Raw genomic sequence first — 14,303 nt, 5'->3', positions numbered from 1 at the left:
CGCGGGCCCCCGGTGACCGAGCCCCACCCGGTCGGCGTCATCCGGCGTCCAGCGGCCCCGACACCGGGACGAGACGGTCCCTCGGGGGCAGTGCCGGCGGGAGCGCGGGGTGGCGGGCATCCGCCCGCCACCGGTACAGCACCGTCGGAGGCGGCGGCACGGACGGCGACGGGTAGCTGGTCGCCCAGGACCGGAAACCACTGGAGCTGGGGCTGGCACCCGGGAACGCGACGTCCAACATGGCGCCGTACCGGCCACGCCGTTCCGATTCCTCCCCTCCCCGCAACGGGAACCGGGGCCGTGCCTCCTCCGACAGCAACTCCGGGGTGACCAACCACGGGGCGAGGTGGTGCGCGCGCCCCGACGACGCCCCGGCCCGCAACGCCCGCTCGGCACCCATCCACCCGGCGACCACCAGGGTGTGGTCGGCGTCGGACGCCAGCGGCACCAACCGCACGCGGTGATCGGCGGCGGCCTCGACGACGACCCGGCGTGCCGCCAGCGACCGCGGGGAGGTGTCGGACACGACGTGCACCCGGCCACCCGCGAGGTGGCCCACCATGCCCCGCAGCACGGACTCGTCCTCGGCCAGCAGACCCCCGTCCGGCCAGGGAACCTCGTCCCGGCCGCCGGCGACGAGGTGCGCCAGCACCGCGCTGGCGTACTCGGGGCCACCCGGATCCCGGATGTCGCGGCCCTCCCAGGGTTCAGCACCGGTGTCGACGGGCACCGAGGCCGTCCGTCCACCGAGGCTCAGGTAGAGCCGAGCGGGACCCTCGTCGAGGTCCACCACCGCCCACCCGCCCCCGGCTCCGGGCCGTCGCTCGACCGGCTCCATCGTGGACGGTGAGGTCCCGACGGCGGCGCGGTCCGACCCGACGTACACGAGGTTCGGGCCGGGCCGGTGCGGGACGACGAGGACCTCGACCCGCTCGTCGCCGACCACCGCGCGGGCCAGGAGCGGTTCCCCGCTGCGGGGAACGACGAGGTGCCCGGCGGTGACCACCACGGCCGCGCCCACGATGAGCGCGAGACTCGACAGGACGGCGGCGGAGCGCACCGCCACCGTCGTCGCGCCGGGCCGCCGACCGCTCCACAACATGCTCCAGGAGAGGCTGGCGAACGCCGCCACGATGGCCAGGTACGTCGCCGACTGCGGCGGTGACACCACCCCGACGGCCCGCGTGAGGAGCGCGACCACCGCGACCACCGTCCCCGCACCGACCACGAGGGGCGCCGCGCCGCGCAGGAAGGACAGGCGGGACCGCGAGCACGCCACCGCCACCGGCGTCCCCAGCGCCACCAACACCAGGAAGGCGGCGCCGTCGGCCAACCACGGCAGGTCGGCGAGCAGCAACCCGAACAGCCCGCCGAACGACGCGGCCCCGGTGAGCGCGGCGGTCGCCCGGCGGCTCAGCTCCCCGAGCAGGGGACGCAGCAGGGTGGCGCCGGTGGCGACGAGGAGCGCGACGAGGAATCCCAGCCGCACCAGCAGGCTGCCGGACGGGCTTCCCGTCCCCTCCCCGTGCGAGTGTCCCCCGACCACCGGGACGGCCGCCTCGGCTGGCAACGCGAGCAGCACCGAGGCGACCGTCCAGGCCAGGAGCACGGCGGCCGTGGACCTGATCATCCGCCCGAGGGAACGCGGGCGCAGGAGCACCGCACCTGGGGTTCCCCGGCGTCCTCGCCGCGTCGGTGCAGCACCATCGCCACCACCATCGGGACGAAGACGATCGCGTTGTAGAGCAGGTGCAGTTCCACCCGGGGCATCACGAGCTGGATGATGCTGGTGGGCACCGGCCTGCTCAGCAGGTGGACCCCGCTCCACGCCTGCAGGAGCAGCAACAGGTGTTCGATGTGGTGCCAGAACTGGATCCCCAGCGCGATGCCCCACCAGGTCCGGGCGCGACCGCCGAACCCGTGCCGGAGCACGAAGAACGCGACGATCATGACCAGGGCGAACCCGTAGTGCAGCAGCTCGGACTCCACGAGCCAGGGGAACGCGAGACCGAGCGCCCCACCGGCCTCGGGGACCGGCCAGTCGAACAGGTAGATCTGCGCGGCCTGCGCGACGTGCTCCAGCCAGTGCGCGAGGACCACGATCCCGTACAGCACCAGCGCGATCTCGTGCCTGCTGGTGTTCAGGATCTCGATCACGCCGGCCGAACGGGTCGGTGGGGGGTGTGCCAGGTGCGTCGTCATGGAAGGGCCTCCTCGGTCAGGGGAAGGGCGATCCGAACCCGAACCGGTACCTGGAGAAGGGGGAACCTCGACCGGCCGGTCGCGGGTGCGATCCCCGGGGGGCGGAGCCCGGTCGCCCGGGCCCGTGACCGACGGTACGGCGGGAACCCGCCGGTCACGGCCTTCGTGAGAGCGCAGTCGGGCGATGCGGCACTTTGGGAGTCCACGCCCGGGAATACGGGCGCGGGTGCCCCGTCCGGCTGCCACGGCCGGGGGCGGTAGCTGGTCTCGCGCCCGGCACGGCGAAGCCGACCGCGCGGCTGGGCGGCGAGCGCGGGAGCCGCCGCGAAGCGGTTCGTGCCACACCCCACGACTCGGCGTGCTCACCCGGCCGCCGGCGGCCTCCCCTCGCGCACCGGCCGCGACCGGTGCGGTGGCCGGTGCGCGTCAAGGGGGCGGCCCGGCCCGGTGCCGCCCCACCGGCGGGGGAGCCGGAGCCCGGCCGTCCCCCCGCCGTCCCGGCCCGGCGGCGTTCGGTCAGCCGCCGCCCGCCATCCACCGGCCGACGCGGCGGGCCGCCGTGAACGCCGACCAGCCCACCAGGTCCACCAGCGCCGCGTCGCCGAGGTGGTGGCCTCGGAAGTCGGCCACCACCCGGTCGTCCACCTGGTAGGAGCGGAAGGCGGTGAGCAACGCGAGCCGGGCCGCCGCCCGGTCCGGCGCGGCGAGACCAGCGCACAGGTCCTCGACCCAGTCCCGGCCGGGACCACGACCCACGTCCTCCCAGACGGCCACCGCGTCCAGCACCCGGCTCCTCGCCCGCTCGGACAGCCCGCTCCCGCCTGCGGCGCGGTCGGCGGCCCGCGCGACCCGCGCCGCCGCGCCACCGATCCCCGGATGCGCCGCCGCCCACCCCAGGTCCGGTGGAGGATCCTCGCGTTCCCCGCCCCGCTCCGAAGTCCCCGGCCCGACCCCGCGGCCGGCGGCGGCCCGAGATGGCGGGCCAGCAGGCTCCGCACGCCGCCGCGCACCCCGGCCGGTACCCCGGCGGGGGTGGGTGACTCCTCCAGGAACACGTTCACCAGCCGGTTCAGGAACTGGAAGGTGACCGCGACGCCGACCAGTTCCGCGCGATGCCCGACGGGGAAGGGTTCGGGGGGCGGCGGCGCACCGGCCCCCGGTCCACCCGCCCCCGCCCACTCGACGACGGCGCGGAGCCGAGGATCACCGACCTCGCCGCTCCGCCCCGCCACGATCGCCGTCGCCGCCGCACCCGACCCCAGCCCGCGCAGGGCGGAACCGTGCACCTCGACGCAGTAGGGGCAGGAGTTGGACGCCGACACCGCCGCCGCGACCGCCTCCTTCACCGGCCGGTCCACCGCACCGTCGACGACCAGCGTCTCGCGGAGCAGCGACCAGGACGCGGCGAGCAGGTGCGGGGCCGGTGACAGCACCGCGATCGGGGGAGCCAGCACTCCGAAGTCCCGCTCGAGTTCCCGGTACACCTCGGCGACGACCCCGGTCGCGGCGGAGGGGAGCACCGGGGTGACGTGGCGGGTTCGCCCCAACGACCTCCGCACCGCCGCCCGCACCAGCGGACCGGTCACCTCGGTCGCGCCCCCGTCGGGCCGCCCGCTCCGGCGGACGAGGTCGTGCCCGAGGGAGCGGGAGCTCCGTACCGGACGTCGACCCCCCGTTCGCGAGCCGCGTCCACGATCGCGGGCACGGCCCGCTCGGCCAGGGCGGCGATGGTGAGCGCGGGGTTCACCGTCAACGCCCCGGGCACCGCGGAGCCGTCGGTGACGAAGATGCCGGGATGACCGCGCAGTTCGTGCCGGTCATCGAGGGCGGAGGTCGCCGGGTCGTCGCCGATCCGGCACGAGGCCAGCGGGTGCACCGTGTAGGCGCCGACGACGTCGTTGGTCCACGGCATGACCTTCGACAACCCGTCACGTTCCATGACGCGCCTGACCTCCGCGTCGGACTCGGCCCACCCCCGCAGCGTGTTCGCCGTCGGCCGGTAGCTGATCGTTCCCCGGCCGAGCATCTGCTGGGAGATGCGGTAGGCGTTGCCCCGGGGCGGCGGTGCGCCGAAGACGCCCTCGTTGTCGTCCTCGGTCATGGAGAAGATCGTCAGCCACGACCGCCAACGGCGCAGCACCTCCTTCTTCTCCCGGCCGAACCAGGTCGGGCCCCCCGCCGCGTCCGGGGCCTGCGCGAGGATCGTGCCCAGCCCCGGCGGGAAGTACAGCTGCTCAAGGGAGAAGCGGGAGTACTCGGGCAGGTCGCCGTCGAGGTGGTCCCAACTCGCCACCACCGGTCCCTTGCCGATCTGGTTCGCCTCGTAGGCCCGGCCGTCCGGCCGGGACAGCCCGAACAGCTCGGAGACCCGGTCCTCGTCGACGATCGCGGTGTTCAGCCGTTCCCCGTTGCCGGAGAAGTAGCGTCCCACCGCGTGCGGCATCGCCCCCAGCTCCGCCTCCGACCGTTGGAGGATGACCGGGGTGGCGCCCGCGCCCGCGGCCAGCACCACGATCGAGGCGTCGATCGTCCCGCCGCCAGTGGTGATCCGGTAGTCCTCCGCGTCGACCGTCTCGTAGTGCACCCGGTACCGGCCCCCGTCCACGCGGGAGATCCGCTGCACCTCGTGCAACGGTCGGATCTCGGCCCCGTGATCCACCGCGGAGGGCAGGTAGTTGAGCAGCAGCGACCGCTTGGCGTCGAAGCGGCAGCCCGCCATCATCCAGTTGCAGTTGGTGCAGCGGCCGGTGTCGATGGCCACCGGGACCGGGTTGGCCGACCGCCCGGCGTGCGCGCAGGCGGCGGCGAACAGCCCGCCGGCGTAGCTCACGTCGTCCCAGCTCTGCCGGGTGACGGGCAAGGACTCGGACACCCGGTCGTACCAGGGGTCGAGGCTGTCGCGCGTGATCGAGGCCGGCCACATCCGCCGCCCGAGGGAACCCTGCCGGTCGAAGACGAACCGGGGCGCCCGGGGCATCGCCGCGAAGTAGACGACGCTGCCACCCCCGACGCAGTTCCCCCCGAGCAGGCTCATCCCGTCGCCCACCACGAAGTCGAAGACACGCGTGTACGACGAGCCAAGCTTGAAGTCGTGGTCGAAGTCCTCGCTGGACAGCCACGGCCCGCGTTCCAGCAGCACCACCCGGGCGCCGCCGGCCGCCAGGTGGTAGGCGGTGATGGCACCCCCGAACCCGCTGCCCACCACGACGACGTCGGTGCGTTCGGTGGCGTTCATGCCGGGCTCCCTGAGGCCGTCGTGTCCGGATGGGTCTCGGCCAGAACCCGGCCGTAGGAGTAGTCGGCGAAGCGCCAGAGTCCATCGTCGTCGGCCGGCGCGTAACCGATGGTGAGCAGGCCGGGGTGGCCCTCGGCGAAGGCGTCCGCGGTGTGCAGGTGCGCCGCGGTGTCGAACGCCATGTTGCTGAACATCGCCAGGGCGACCCAGCCGTCCCGCTCGGGGTTGTCCGGCGCCGTCAGCCGGAGGACGAGGGCGGCCCGCTCCTCGTAGGGCAACGCCACGAACTCGGGGAGCGTCTCCTCGGGCGGCGCCCCCCGCCCCTCGGCGAACGTCCTGGCGTGCCCGTTGAGCATCGCGGCCAGCGGCCCGAGCGCCTCGGCGAAGCCGCTGGCCGGATCGGTCAGCAGGGCGAACGCGCCCGACTCCACGGCCCCGCCGCCCTCGGAGACCCCCGCGATCGCGGCGTCCCCGGGCGACCGCTTGGCCCCCGGCACGATCGTGTCCGCGAACGCCTCGATCGTCATCCTCGTCCGTTCCTCGTCGGTACCGTCCGGTGGCATCCCGCCTCCTCGTGTGGGGCCGCGTCGTCTTCCGCACCGGGCCGGGGTTCACGACCCGGCTCGCCCGACCGGCGCGCGCGAGAACGTCCGATTCCGCGTCCTTCCGGAACGGCCGGAATCGCCGGAAACGAGTTCCCGTCCGCTGCCGGCGAATCCGCTCACCAGCCCGGATATTCGCGTCCTCGGTGGCACGATGCTCCGATCGGACCGGCGCTCCGCGCATCTCACGGCGTGCTCGGCGCGTCGACCCGCGAAGGGCGAAGGCCAGAACGCCTGACGTTTCCGCACGTGAGGAGTGGTTCGGCCTGGTGCCGTCTGTGATGGTCTTCTCCGGGCGCCAGGTTCACCGCCCGATCCGTGGAATTCGTGGAAGGGAAGTGCGGTGGTTCGGCTCATCCGAAGGATCAGGAGTCTCGTGCTGACTCCGGGAATGGCGGCGACCGAGGTGTCGACGCGCGGATTCCACGAGAAGAGCACGGAGGCCAGGGACCTGATCGAAACCGTCGGCCGCACCTTCCTCACCGCGTACTCCTACGCGGCCGAGGCCCGGGCGGTGAGCGACGCCGAGGACCGGTTGGAAGGACTGCCCCGCTCCTTCCGGGGATTCGGGTACGAGGGAGCCGCGATGGGGTGCGCGGTCCTGGACGCCCTGCCGCTCACCAGTGGCCGCCGCGTCCTCGACCTCCTCGCCGGGCGGGGCGACGCCCACGTCTACATGGCCTACATCGGGGTGGGGTGGGCGATGGCCCGCGTCCCCCGCTTCCGGTGGTCGAGGTTGCACCTGCCCGACCCGCTCCTGCGGTGGCTGGCGCTGGACGGCTACGGCTTCCACCAGGCCTACTTCCACACCCGCCGCTACGTGGCCGAGCGGTACCTCGAACCGGTGCTACCCGCCCCCTTCGACTCCGACTACGCCCAGCGGGCCATCGACCAGGGCATCGGCCGGGCCCTGTGGTTCGTCGCCGGAACCGAGGCCCAACGGGCCGCGGACCTGGTCGACACCTACCCGGCCAGCCGGCGGGGGACCTGTACAGCGGGGTGGGGCTGGCCGCCACCTACCTCGGCGGGGCGGACGAGGACGAGCTCCGCCGGCTCGCCGACCGGGCCGGGCCGCACCGCCCGGACGTCGCGCAGGGCTCGTCCTTCGCGGCGGAGGCCCGCGTGCGCGCCGGGCTCGTCGTGCCCCACACCTCGGTCGCCACCCACGTGTTCTGCGGGCTCGATGCCGAGGCCGCCGCCCTGGTGTCCCGTTCCGCACGTCCCGACCCCACGGCCACGGGGCCCGGGGGCGTGCCCGCCTTCGAGGTCTGGCGACGCCGCATCGCCGACGAGTTCGTCTCTCATGGGAGGTCCTGACGACATGTTCACGACAGCTGGCTGGATACGCAGGCAGCTCGCCGGCGTGACCGCCGTGGTGCTCATCGCCGGTACGTTCCTCGCCGTGCGACTGCCCACCTCCTCCGCGGAGGAGGTCGAGGCGATGGCCGCCGAGTACGGGTTCGAGCCGATGTCCATCGAGTTGCCCAGCGGGCTCCCGCGACGGACGATCCGCTCGGTCAACCAGGACTACAGCCACATCGACGCCTGGATCTCCTCGGTGGGCGCCTCCATCGCCATGAACGACCTCGACGGCGACGGCCTGGCGAACGACCTGTGCCTGACCGACCCCCGGTTCGACGAGGTCGTGGTGACCCCGACACCGGGCGAGGGGTCGGACCGCTACGACGCCTTCGTCCTGGACCCCGGCGACCTCCCGATGAACGACGTGATGGCCCCGATGGGCTGCGTGCCAGGGGACTTCGACGAGGACGGACGGCTCGACCTGCTCGTCTACTACTGGGGGCGGACGCCGATCCTGTACCTGGCCGACCCCGGCGCCTCGTCGTTCGGCCCGGAGACCTACCGGGCCACCGAGGTGGTCCCCGGTGCCACCGGCGGCGAGTACGACGGTCCGCAGTGGAACACCAACACCGTCGCCGTGGACGACTTCGACGGAGACGGCCACCTCGACATCTTCGTCGGCAACTACTTCCCCCACGGCCCGGTCCTCGACGACTCCGTCAGCGGGGGAGTGGAGATGAACTACTCGATGTCCCGGGCGTTCAACGGAGGCGAGGACTACTTCCTGCGGTGGACCGGGCTGACCGACGAGGACGAGCACTCCGTCACCTTCGAGCTGGTCAGCGACGTGGTGCCCGACGACGACGCCCGCACCGGCTGGGCGTTGGCCTCCGGCGCCAACGACATGGACGGGGACCTGCTGCCGGAACTCTACGTCGGCAACGACTTCGGCCCCGACCGCCTGCTCCACAACCGGTCGGTGCCCGGGGAGATCAGGTTCAGCGTCGTCGAGGGCGACCGCAAGGCGATGATCCCCAAGTCCAAGGTCATCGGCATGGACTCGTTCAAGGGCATGGGCGTCGACTTCGGGGACCTCGACGGCGACGGCATGTACGACATGTTCGTCAGCAACATCACCACCTCCTTCGGCATCCAGGAAAGCCACTTCGCGTTCATCAGCGACGCCGAGGACAAGGACGAGGTGCGAGAACGGCTCCAGGAGGGGAACGCGCCCTGGACCGACCGCAGCGCGCAGCTCCACCTCGCCTGGTCGGGTTGGGGGTGGGACGCCAAGATGGCCGACTTCAACAACAGCGGCGATCTCGTGGTCGCCCAGGCCACCGGATTCGTGAAGGGCAAGACCAACCGCTGGCCGCAGCTCCAGGAACTGGCCGCGGCCAACGACACCCTGCTCAGCAACCCGAAGGCCTGGCCGAGGATCAGCGAGGGCGACGACATCGGCGGCGACCAGCACATGGCCTTCTTCGCCAAGGGCGACCACGGCCGCTACGTCGATCTCTCCCGGGAACTCGGGCTCGCCGTGCCCGTTCCGACCCGGGGGATCGCCACCGGCGACTCCAACGGCGACGGCACGCTCGACTTCGCCATCGCCCGGCAGTGGGACGAACCGCTGTTCTACCGCAACACCGCCCCGAACCCGGGCGACTACCTGAACCTGCGGCTGGTCCACGACGAGGAACCGGCCCCCGGCGAGCTCGCCGCGCCCGGCTCGCCCGTGGTCGGTGCCCAGGTGACCGTCACCAGGGCCGACGGGCGCCGGTTCGTGTCGCGGGTCGACGGCGGCAGCGGCCACGCCGGCAAACGCAGCCACGAGGTGCACATCGGACTGGGCCACGGCGTCGCGTCCCCGCTCGACGTCGAGATCGCCTGGCGCGACCGGGGCGGCACGGTCCGGGAAGAGCAGCTGCGACTCGACACCGGCCAGCACACGCTGCGGCTCGGCGCCACCGTGCGGGAGGACTGAGGGACATGGCGGAGAAGACGACGACAGCGGCCCCGCCGCGTCACGACAACAAGGTCACCACGGCGCTGCGCCGGTTCGCCATCTCGATCACGGTCTTCAACATCCTCGGCTACACCGTGCTCGGTTTCGAACAACCCTGGCTGTGGCCGTTCATCGCGCTGGCCACCGGCTACACCGTGGAACTCGTGCTGGAACGCATCGCCGCGCACTCCGAGGGCCGGGCACCCCGGTACCTCGGCGGCGGGGTCCGGGGCGTGGTGGAGTTCCTCTACCCGGCGCACATCACCAGCCTGGCCCTGAACATGCTCATCTACGTCAACGACCAGGTCTTCGTGATGATGTTCGGCGTCCTGGTCGCCGTGGGCACCAAGTGGGTGTTGCGGGCGCCGGTCCGGGGCAGGCTCCGCCACTACATGAACCCGTCCAACTTCGGGATCACCGTGATCCTGTTGCTGTTCCCCTGGGCCAGCATCGCGCCGCCCTACCACTTCACCGAACACGTCACCGGATGGGTGGACTGGCTCATCCCCGCGTTGATCGTCCTCGGCGGGACCATGATCAACGCGAAGCTGACCGGGCGGATGTGGTTGATCGCCGGCTGGGTCGGCGGGTTCGCGCTCCAGGCCGTGATCCGGGGCCTGCTGGAGGGCACCTCGATCCCCGGCGGGCTCGCGACGATGACCGGCGTCGCGTTCATCCTGTTCACCAACTACATGATCACCGACCCGGGCACGACCCCGTCGCGGCCCTGGGCGCAGGTCGCCTTCGGCGGTGGCGTCGCCGCGGCCTACGGCGTCCTGACCGCCATGCACATCGCCTACGGGATCTTCTTCGCCACCGCCATCGTGTGCCTGGTGCGCGGGGCCTTCCTGTGGGGCCTGCACCACAGCGAACGGTCCCGCGCCCAGTTCGAGGCGTCCCGCCGGGCGGCGACACCCGCCGAACCCGCGGGGGCGCGGCACCCGCCCCCGCCGAGCGCCAGGAGGGCACCGGGCCCTCCACCGAGGGCGCGGCCCCCAGCGCCGACGGGCCGCCCGGGACGGCGAGTGAGGTGCGCCGAGGATGACCACCGACCACGGGCGGCGCACGCCGCCCGGGCCGTCCCGGTGGGAGACGCCCTCGATGCTCCGGAAGCTGGCCGCCGACCGCCTCGGACTGATGTCCACGGCGGCGGCCCGCTTCGGGGACGCCTCCCGCCTGGCGATCGGCCCCAAGGCCCTGTACTTCTTCAACCACCCCGACCACGCCAAGCACGTCCTGGCCGACAATGCCGGCAACTACCACAAGGGCATCGGTCTCGTGCAGGCCCGCCGCGCCCTGGGTGACGGCCTGCTCACCAGCGAGGGCGAGCTGTGGCGCACCCAGCGCAGGACGATCCAACCCGTCTTCCAGCAACGCCGCATCACCGGGCTGGCACCGGTGGTGGCCGAGGAGGCCACCACCCTCGTCGACCGGCTCCGCGCCCGCGTCGGCGGCCCGGCGGTGGACCTCGTCGCCGAGCTGAACACCATGACCCTCGGGGTGCTCGGTCGCACCCTGCTCGACGTCGACCTCAACGCCTTCGACACGGTGGGACACGCCTTCGAAGCCGTCCAGGACCAGGCGATGTTCGAGATGGTCACGATGGGCACCGTGCCGACGTGGGCGCCGCTGCCCAGGCAACAGCGGTTCCGGCGCGCCCGCGCCGAGCTGCGGCGGATCGTCGACCGCCTGGTCGCCGACCGCGACGCCCGAGGCCCCCGACGCCAGGGGGTCCCCGACGACGACGTCCTGAGCCGGCTCATCGAGTCGACCCGGCGCGAACCCGATCCCCGGGTCGGCGCGACCCGGATGCGGGACGAACTCGTCACCCTGCTGTTGGCCGGCCACGAGACGACCGCGAGCACGCTGGGCTGGAGCCTGCACCTGATCGACCGGCACCCCCCGGTCGCGGAGCGGCTGCGGGCGGAGGCCCGGGCGGTGCTCGGCGACCGGGCACCCCGGCACGAGGACCTGACCCGCCTCACCTACACCCAGATGGTCGTCAAGGAGGCCATGCGCCTCTACCCGCCGGTGTGGATCCTGCCCCGGATCGCCCAGGAGGACGACGAGGTCGGGGGATACCACGTGCCCGCGGGGGCCGACGTGCTCATCTGCCCGTACACCCTGCACCGGCACCCCGCGTGGTGGCCGGACCCGGACCGCTTCGACCCGGAACGGTTCGCCCCCGACCAGCTGGAGGGCCGCCCGCGGTACGCCTACCTGCCCTTCGGCGCGGGACCCCGCTTCTGCGTGGGCAGCAACCTCGGCATGCTCGAGGCGGTCTTCGTCCTCGCCGTGCTCATGCGGGAGCTGCGGCTCACCGGGGTCCCGGGACGGGCGGTCGTCCCCGAACCGATGCTGTCGTTGCGGGTGCGCGGTGGCCTGGCGATGACGGTGCACCGAGCCGAGTGACCCCAACGCCCCGGCCAGGCCCGGCCGGGGCGTCCTCGGCCGGGCCGGGACCCGCCGCCAGTCGCGCCACCTCGGGCCACCGCCCGAACCGGGCGGGCCGGCGCCGCGCCGCCCGGCCGGGTGCGCCAGCCACCCGCGCCCCTCACGACCCCGGTCGCGGGATCGACAGATCCTTCCCCCGGGACCGCCGGCCCTCCCGGCCCACCCGCTCCTCGGCCCGCCGACGCTCCACGCGTGGCCCGACCCGGGGCGGGGCAGCGGACGCCACCGCGCGGGACACGCCAGCGCCCGTGCGGTGGGACACCCGGCCCACCATCCGCCGGAAGGTCGTGGGGGACACCCCGACCGTGCTGGCGAACCTCGACCCGAAAGCTCCCACACTGGCATAGCCGACGCGGTGGCTGATCTCGGCGACCGACAACGACGTCGTGCCCAGAAGTCGTTTCGCCTCCTGGATTCGGACCGCGGCGAGAAAACGGCCCGGCGAGATCCCGGTGACCCGTTGGAAAGCGCGCGAGAAATGGAACTTGCTGTACCTGGCGGCGCGGGCCAGGTCCTCGACGGTCACCATCTCGCCCACGTTGTCCAGGATGCGATCGATCGCCTGCCACACCGCTTGGTCAATGCCGCCCACCGCGCGGCCGGTGGTGCTCCCACCGGAATTCGACGCGCGACCGATCCCAGGGCCGCCGGAAACCGGGCAGGTGGTGTCCGAAGGGAATTCGACGCGTGGCACGGTGGTTCGCCTCCGTGGAGGCGGTGGGTCAGGAAACGACGACAGGTCTCGACGCTGCCAGCTCAGGAGGCCACCGCCGTGAAACTCCCTTCGCGGCACGTGAATTCGACGCTACCAGCGCCGCGCTGGCAGGAGCAACCGATATTCCCCGCCCCGGAAAGGCGGGAGACGCCGGGCGGTGGGCAACCCTCGCCCGCCCACTCCCCGGCACCCCACCCCACCCCGGTCGACGCGGCGGACCGACGCCGGAGGGCTCACGAACCGCCCAGCGCGTGCCGGATCCGCCCCCGCCACACCTCGTACGGCGGCACGTCCCCGTCCGAGGTGTGGGTCGCCGTCGACTCCGCCAAGCGCACCGCCTCGGGAACCGTCAACCCCGCCAGGCCCTCGACGACCCGGGCGGTGTGCTCGGGCACGTGGTCGGCGAGGTTCCGCGCCGACGCCGCGAACACCGCGCCCAGTCCCAGCTCGGCGCGGTACGCGCCCGCACGGCGCCGCAACGCCGAGGTCGCCTCCGCCGTCCCCCCGCCCGCGAAGGCCGCCGCCAGGCCGACGCCCGACCACAGGTCGCCGCGCCGCCGCTCGGGGAACCGCTCCACCGCGTCCGCGACATCGTCGACCCGGGCACCGTGGACGAACCACAACGCCCGACCGACACCCTGGTCGGCGGCCCGGGGGAAGTACCCGGAGTCGCCCTGCCATGCGTAGGCGGCGGGCACCCGTTGACCCCCCACCCAGTGGCGGGTCCGGAAGTAGGCCAGGTCGAAGCCGTACCCGTCGACGGCCAACCAGCTCATCGTGGGGTGGTACGGGGAGGTGCCCGCCAGGTCCGGGAGCACCCGCCGCCACAGGACGCGCGGCAGGCGGGCCATCGCGAACCCGATGCCGATGTAGGCGAGGAACAGGTGCGGCGCCCCCTCACCGCGCAACAGGTCCCGGGTGCGGACACCACCGCTCATCGCGTCCAGCACGGTGAACGCCATCGTGGCGCCCTCCACCGCGAACCCGCGCATCGCCGGCTCCACCAGCCGCAGACGACGTTCCACCTCCCCCACGCCGCGCGCGTCGATCCCCCACTCGAACCCGCACACCACCGCCTGGGGGATCGCCTCCAGAGCGGGGGTGTCCGGCGTGCGTGGACCGGGGAAACCCCGGCCGTCGAAGGAGACATCGGCCAGCGACGGCGCCAGTACCAGGCGACGCAGTGAGCCCAGGAACGTCGGCATCGTGACAACCCCCTAGCGGACCCGGCGACGCGACGCCGCGCGGTCGGACTCGACGGTGGACGGTGGACGGTGGACCACGGGCGGGCGGACACGCCCCACCCGCCGCGTGGGGCACCCGGCGGCGGAGCGGCGTTGGGCCGCTGGCCCCGCTCCGCCGACCCCGACCAGCCTGCACCTCGCGCCCCGCCCGTGTCCTCTCCCAACCTGCGCCCCACCCGCCGCACCGGCTCCGCGATCCCGCCACCCCGGAACCGCCACACCCCGCGCACCATTCCGCCAGCACCCCCGATTCCGCGTTCCCCACGGCCGAGGAAAACCGGCGGACGACCCGCGACCGAAACCACCGAGGAACACCGCGCACCGTCAGAGAAGACACCGAACACGGTCGTGACGGACGATCGGCTCGGAACGGGTGCGAATACCACCGCCCCGAACCGGATGACCACCGCTGTCCATTTCCAACGAGCGAGACAGCGCGAGCACGTCGGGTGCACGGGCACGCGGAACCGGCCCGGCGGCGGTCGACGGCGGACCCGCCACCACGGCGAGAAGTCCGTCGCCCGAGAATCCAGAGACGGTGGGG

9 protein-coding genes and 3 pseudogenes are annotated in these 14,303 nt (G+C 73.2%); 4 read left to right on the top strand and 8 right to left on the bottom strand.

The genetic code is table 11. From position 1 onward, the window contains the following. Nucleotides 1-37: 37 nt before the first annotated feature. The 6 genes and pseudogenes from G443_RS05255 to G443_RS05235 form a co-directional block, all read right to left on the bottom strand. On the bottom strand, nucleotides 38-1,630 hold the full coding sequence (locus G443_RS05255) for a DUF6239 family natural product biosynthesis protein (protein ID WP_155886247.1): 1,593 nt from the start codon (nucleotides 1,628-1,630) through the stop codon (nucleotides 38-40). Continuing rightward, the gene (locus tag G443_RS05250) at nucleotides 1,627-2,202 is read right to left on the bottom strand and encodes a hypothetical protein (RefSeq protein WP_030107024.1); all 576 of its coding nucleotides are present in this window, start codon (nucleotides 2,200-2,202) and stop codon (nucleotides 1,627-1,629) included. Before G443_RS05250 ends, G443_RS05255 begins: the two co-directional genes overlap by 4 nt. Before the next feature lie 516 nt (nucleotides 2,203-2,718). Continuing rightward, a complete protein-coding gene (locus tag G443_RS05245) occupies nucleotides 2,719-2,988 on the bottom strand; it encodes a hypothetical protein (protein WP_253860144.1) in 270 nt (89 codons plus the stop codon). A gap of 446 nt (nucleotides 2,989-3,434) precedes the next feature. Next, nucleotides 3,435-3,548: pseudogene (locus tag G443_RS25730) on the bottom strand (carboxymuconolactone decarboxylase family protein); the annotation flags it as partial. Nucleotides 3,549-3,784: 236 nt separating this feature from the next. Next, nucleotides 3,785-5,437 (bottom strand): FAD-dependent oxidoreductase, encoded by a 1,653-nt coding sequence (locus tag G443_RS05240; protein ID WP_051314290.1) that lies wholly within the window; start codon nucleotides 5,435-5,437, stop codon nucleotides 3,785-3,787. Further along, nucleotides 5,434-6,000, bottom strand: a complete 567-nt coding sequence (locus tag G443_RS05235) for a DUF5987 family protein (RefSeq protein WP_026420251.1) — start codon at nucleotides 5,998-6,000, stop codon at nucleotides 5,434-5,436. Before G443_RS05235 ends, G443_RS05240 begins: the two co-directional genes overlap by 4 nt. Nucleotides 6,001-6,430: 430 nt before the next feature. Here G443_RS05235 and G443_RS25725 point away from each other — a divergent pair. The 4 genes and pseudogenes from G443_RS25725 (at nucleotide 6,431) to G443_RS05215 (ending at nucleotide 11,758) form a co-directional block, all read left to right on the top strand. Next, nucleotides 6,431-7,356 (top strand): annotated as a pseudogene (locus tag G443_RS25725) (DUF1702 family protein). A gap of 4 nt (nucleotides 7,357-7,360) precedes the next feature. After that, nucleotides 7,361-9,325, top strand: a complete 1,965-nt coding sequence (locus tag G443_RS05225) for a CRTAC1 family protein (protein WP_026420253.1) — start codon at nucleotides 7,361-7,363, stop codon at nucleotides 9,323-9,325. Nucleotides 9,326-9,330: 5 nt separating this feature from the next. Next, a pseudogene (locus tag G443_RS05220) lies at nucleotides 9,331-10,266 on the top strand (enediyne biosynthesis protein); the annotation flags it as partial. A gap of 121 nt (nucleotides 10,267-10,387) precedes the next feature. Next, entirely contained in the window at nucleotides 10,388-11,758 is a 1,371-nt protein-coding gene (locus G443_RS05215) for a cytochrome P450 (protein WP_026420254.1), read from the top strand. A gap of 142 nt (nucleotides 11,759-11,900) precedes the next feature. Here G443_RS05215 and G443_RS25340 read toward each other — a convergent pair whose 3' ends face one another. Both G443_RS25340 and G443_RS05205 read right to left on the bottom strand, forming a co-directional pair. After that, nucleotides 11,901-12,392, bottom strand: a complete 492-nt coding sequence (locus G443_RS25340; RefSeq protein WP_308208831.1) for a helix-turn-helix transcriptional regulator — start codon at nucleotides 12,390-12,392, stop codon at nucleotides 11,901-11,903. Between the two features lie 356 nt (nucleotides 12,393-12,748). Then, nucleotides 12,749-13,720, bottom strand: coding sequence for a DUF1702 family protein (locus tag G443_RS05205; protein WP_026420255.1), 972 nt, complete (start codon nucleotides 13,718-13,720; stop codon nucleotides 12,749-12,751). Nucleotides 13,721-14,303 lie beyond the last annotated feature (583 nt).

It is taken from the genome of Actinoalloteichus caeruleus DSM 43889, from assembly GCF_000429185.2.
GTDB lineage: Bacteria > Actinomycetota > Actinomycetes > Mycobacteriales > Pseudonocardiaceae > Actinoalloteichus_B > Actinoalloteichus_B caeruleus.
The sequence above is the reverse complement of the archived record's forward strand: the minus strand, read 5'-3'. Positions and strand labels throughout refer to the sequence as shown.

Bases quoted from the DNA above. Each gene is read 5' to 3' on its own strand.
- G443_RS05255 (WP_155886247.1), bottom strand. From the start codon at position 1,630: ATGATCAGGTCCACGGCCGCCGTGCTCCTGGCCTGGACGGTCGCCTCG.
- G443_RS05250 (WP_030107024.1), bottom strand. From the start codon at position 2,202: ATGACGACGCACCTGGCACACCCCCCACCGACCCGTTCGGCCGGCGTG.
- G443_RS05240 (WP_051314290.1), bottom strand. From the start codon at position 5,437: ATGAACGCCACCGAACGCACCGACGTCGTCGTGGTGGGCAGCGGGTTC.
- G443_RS05235 (WP_026420251.1), bottom strand. From the start codon at position 6,000: ATGCCACCGGACGGTACCGACGAGGAACGGACGAGGATGACGATCGAG.
- G443_RS05225 (WP_026420253.1), top strand. From the start codon at position 7,361: ATGTTCACGACAGCTGGCTGGATACGCAGGCAGCTCGCCGGCGTGACC.
- G443_RS05215 (WP_026420254.1), top strand. From the start codon at position 10,388: ATGACCACCGACCACGGGCGGCGCACGCCGCCCGGGCCGTCCCGGTGG.
- G443_RS05205 (WP_026420255.1), bottom strand. From the start codon at position 13,720: ATGCCGACGTTCCTGGGCTCACTGCGTCGCCTGGTACTGGCGCCGTCG.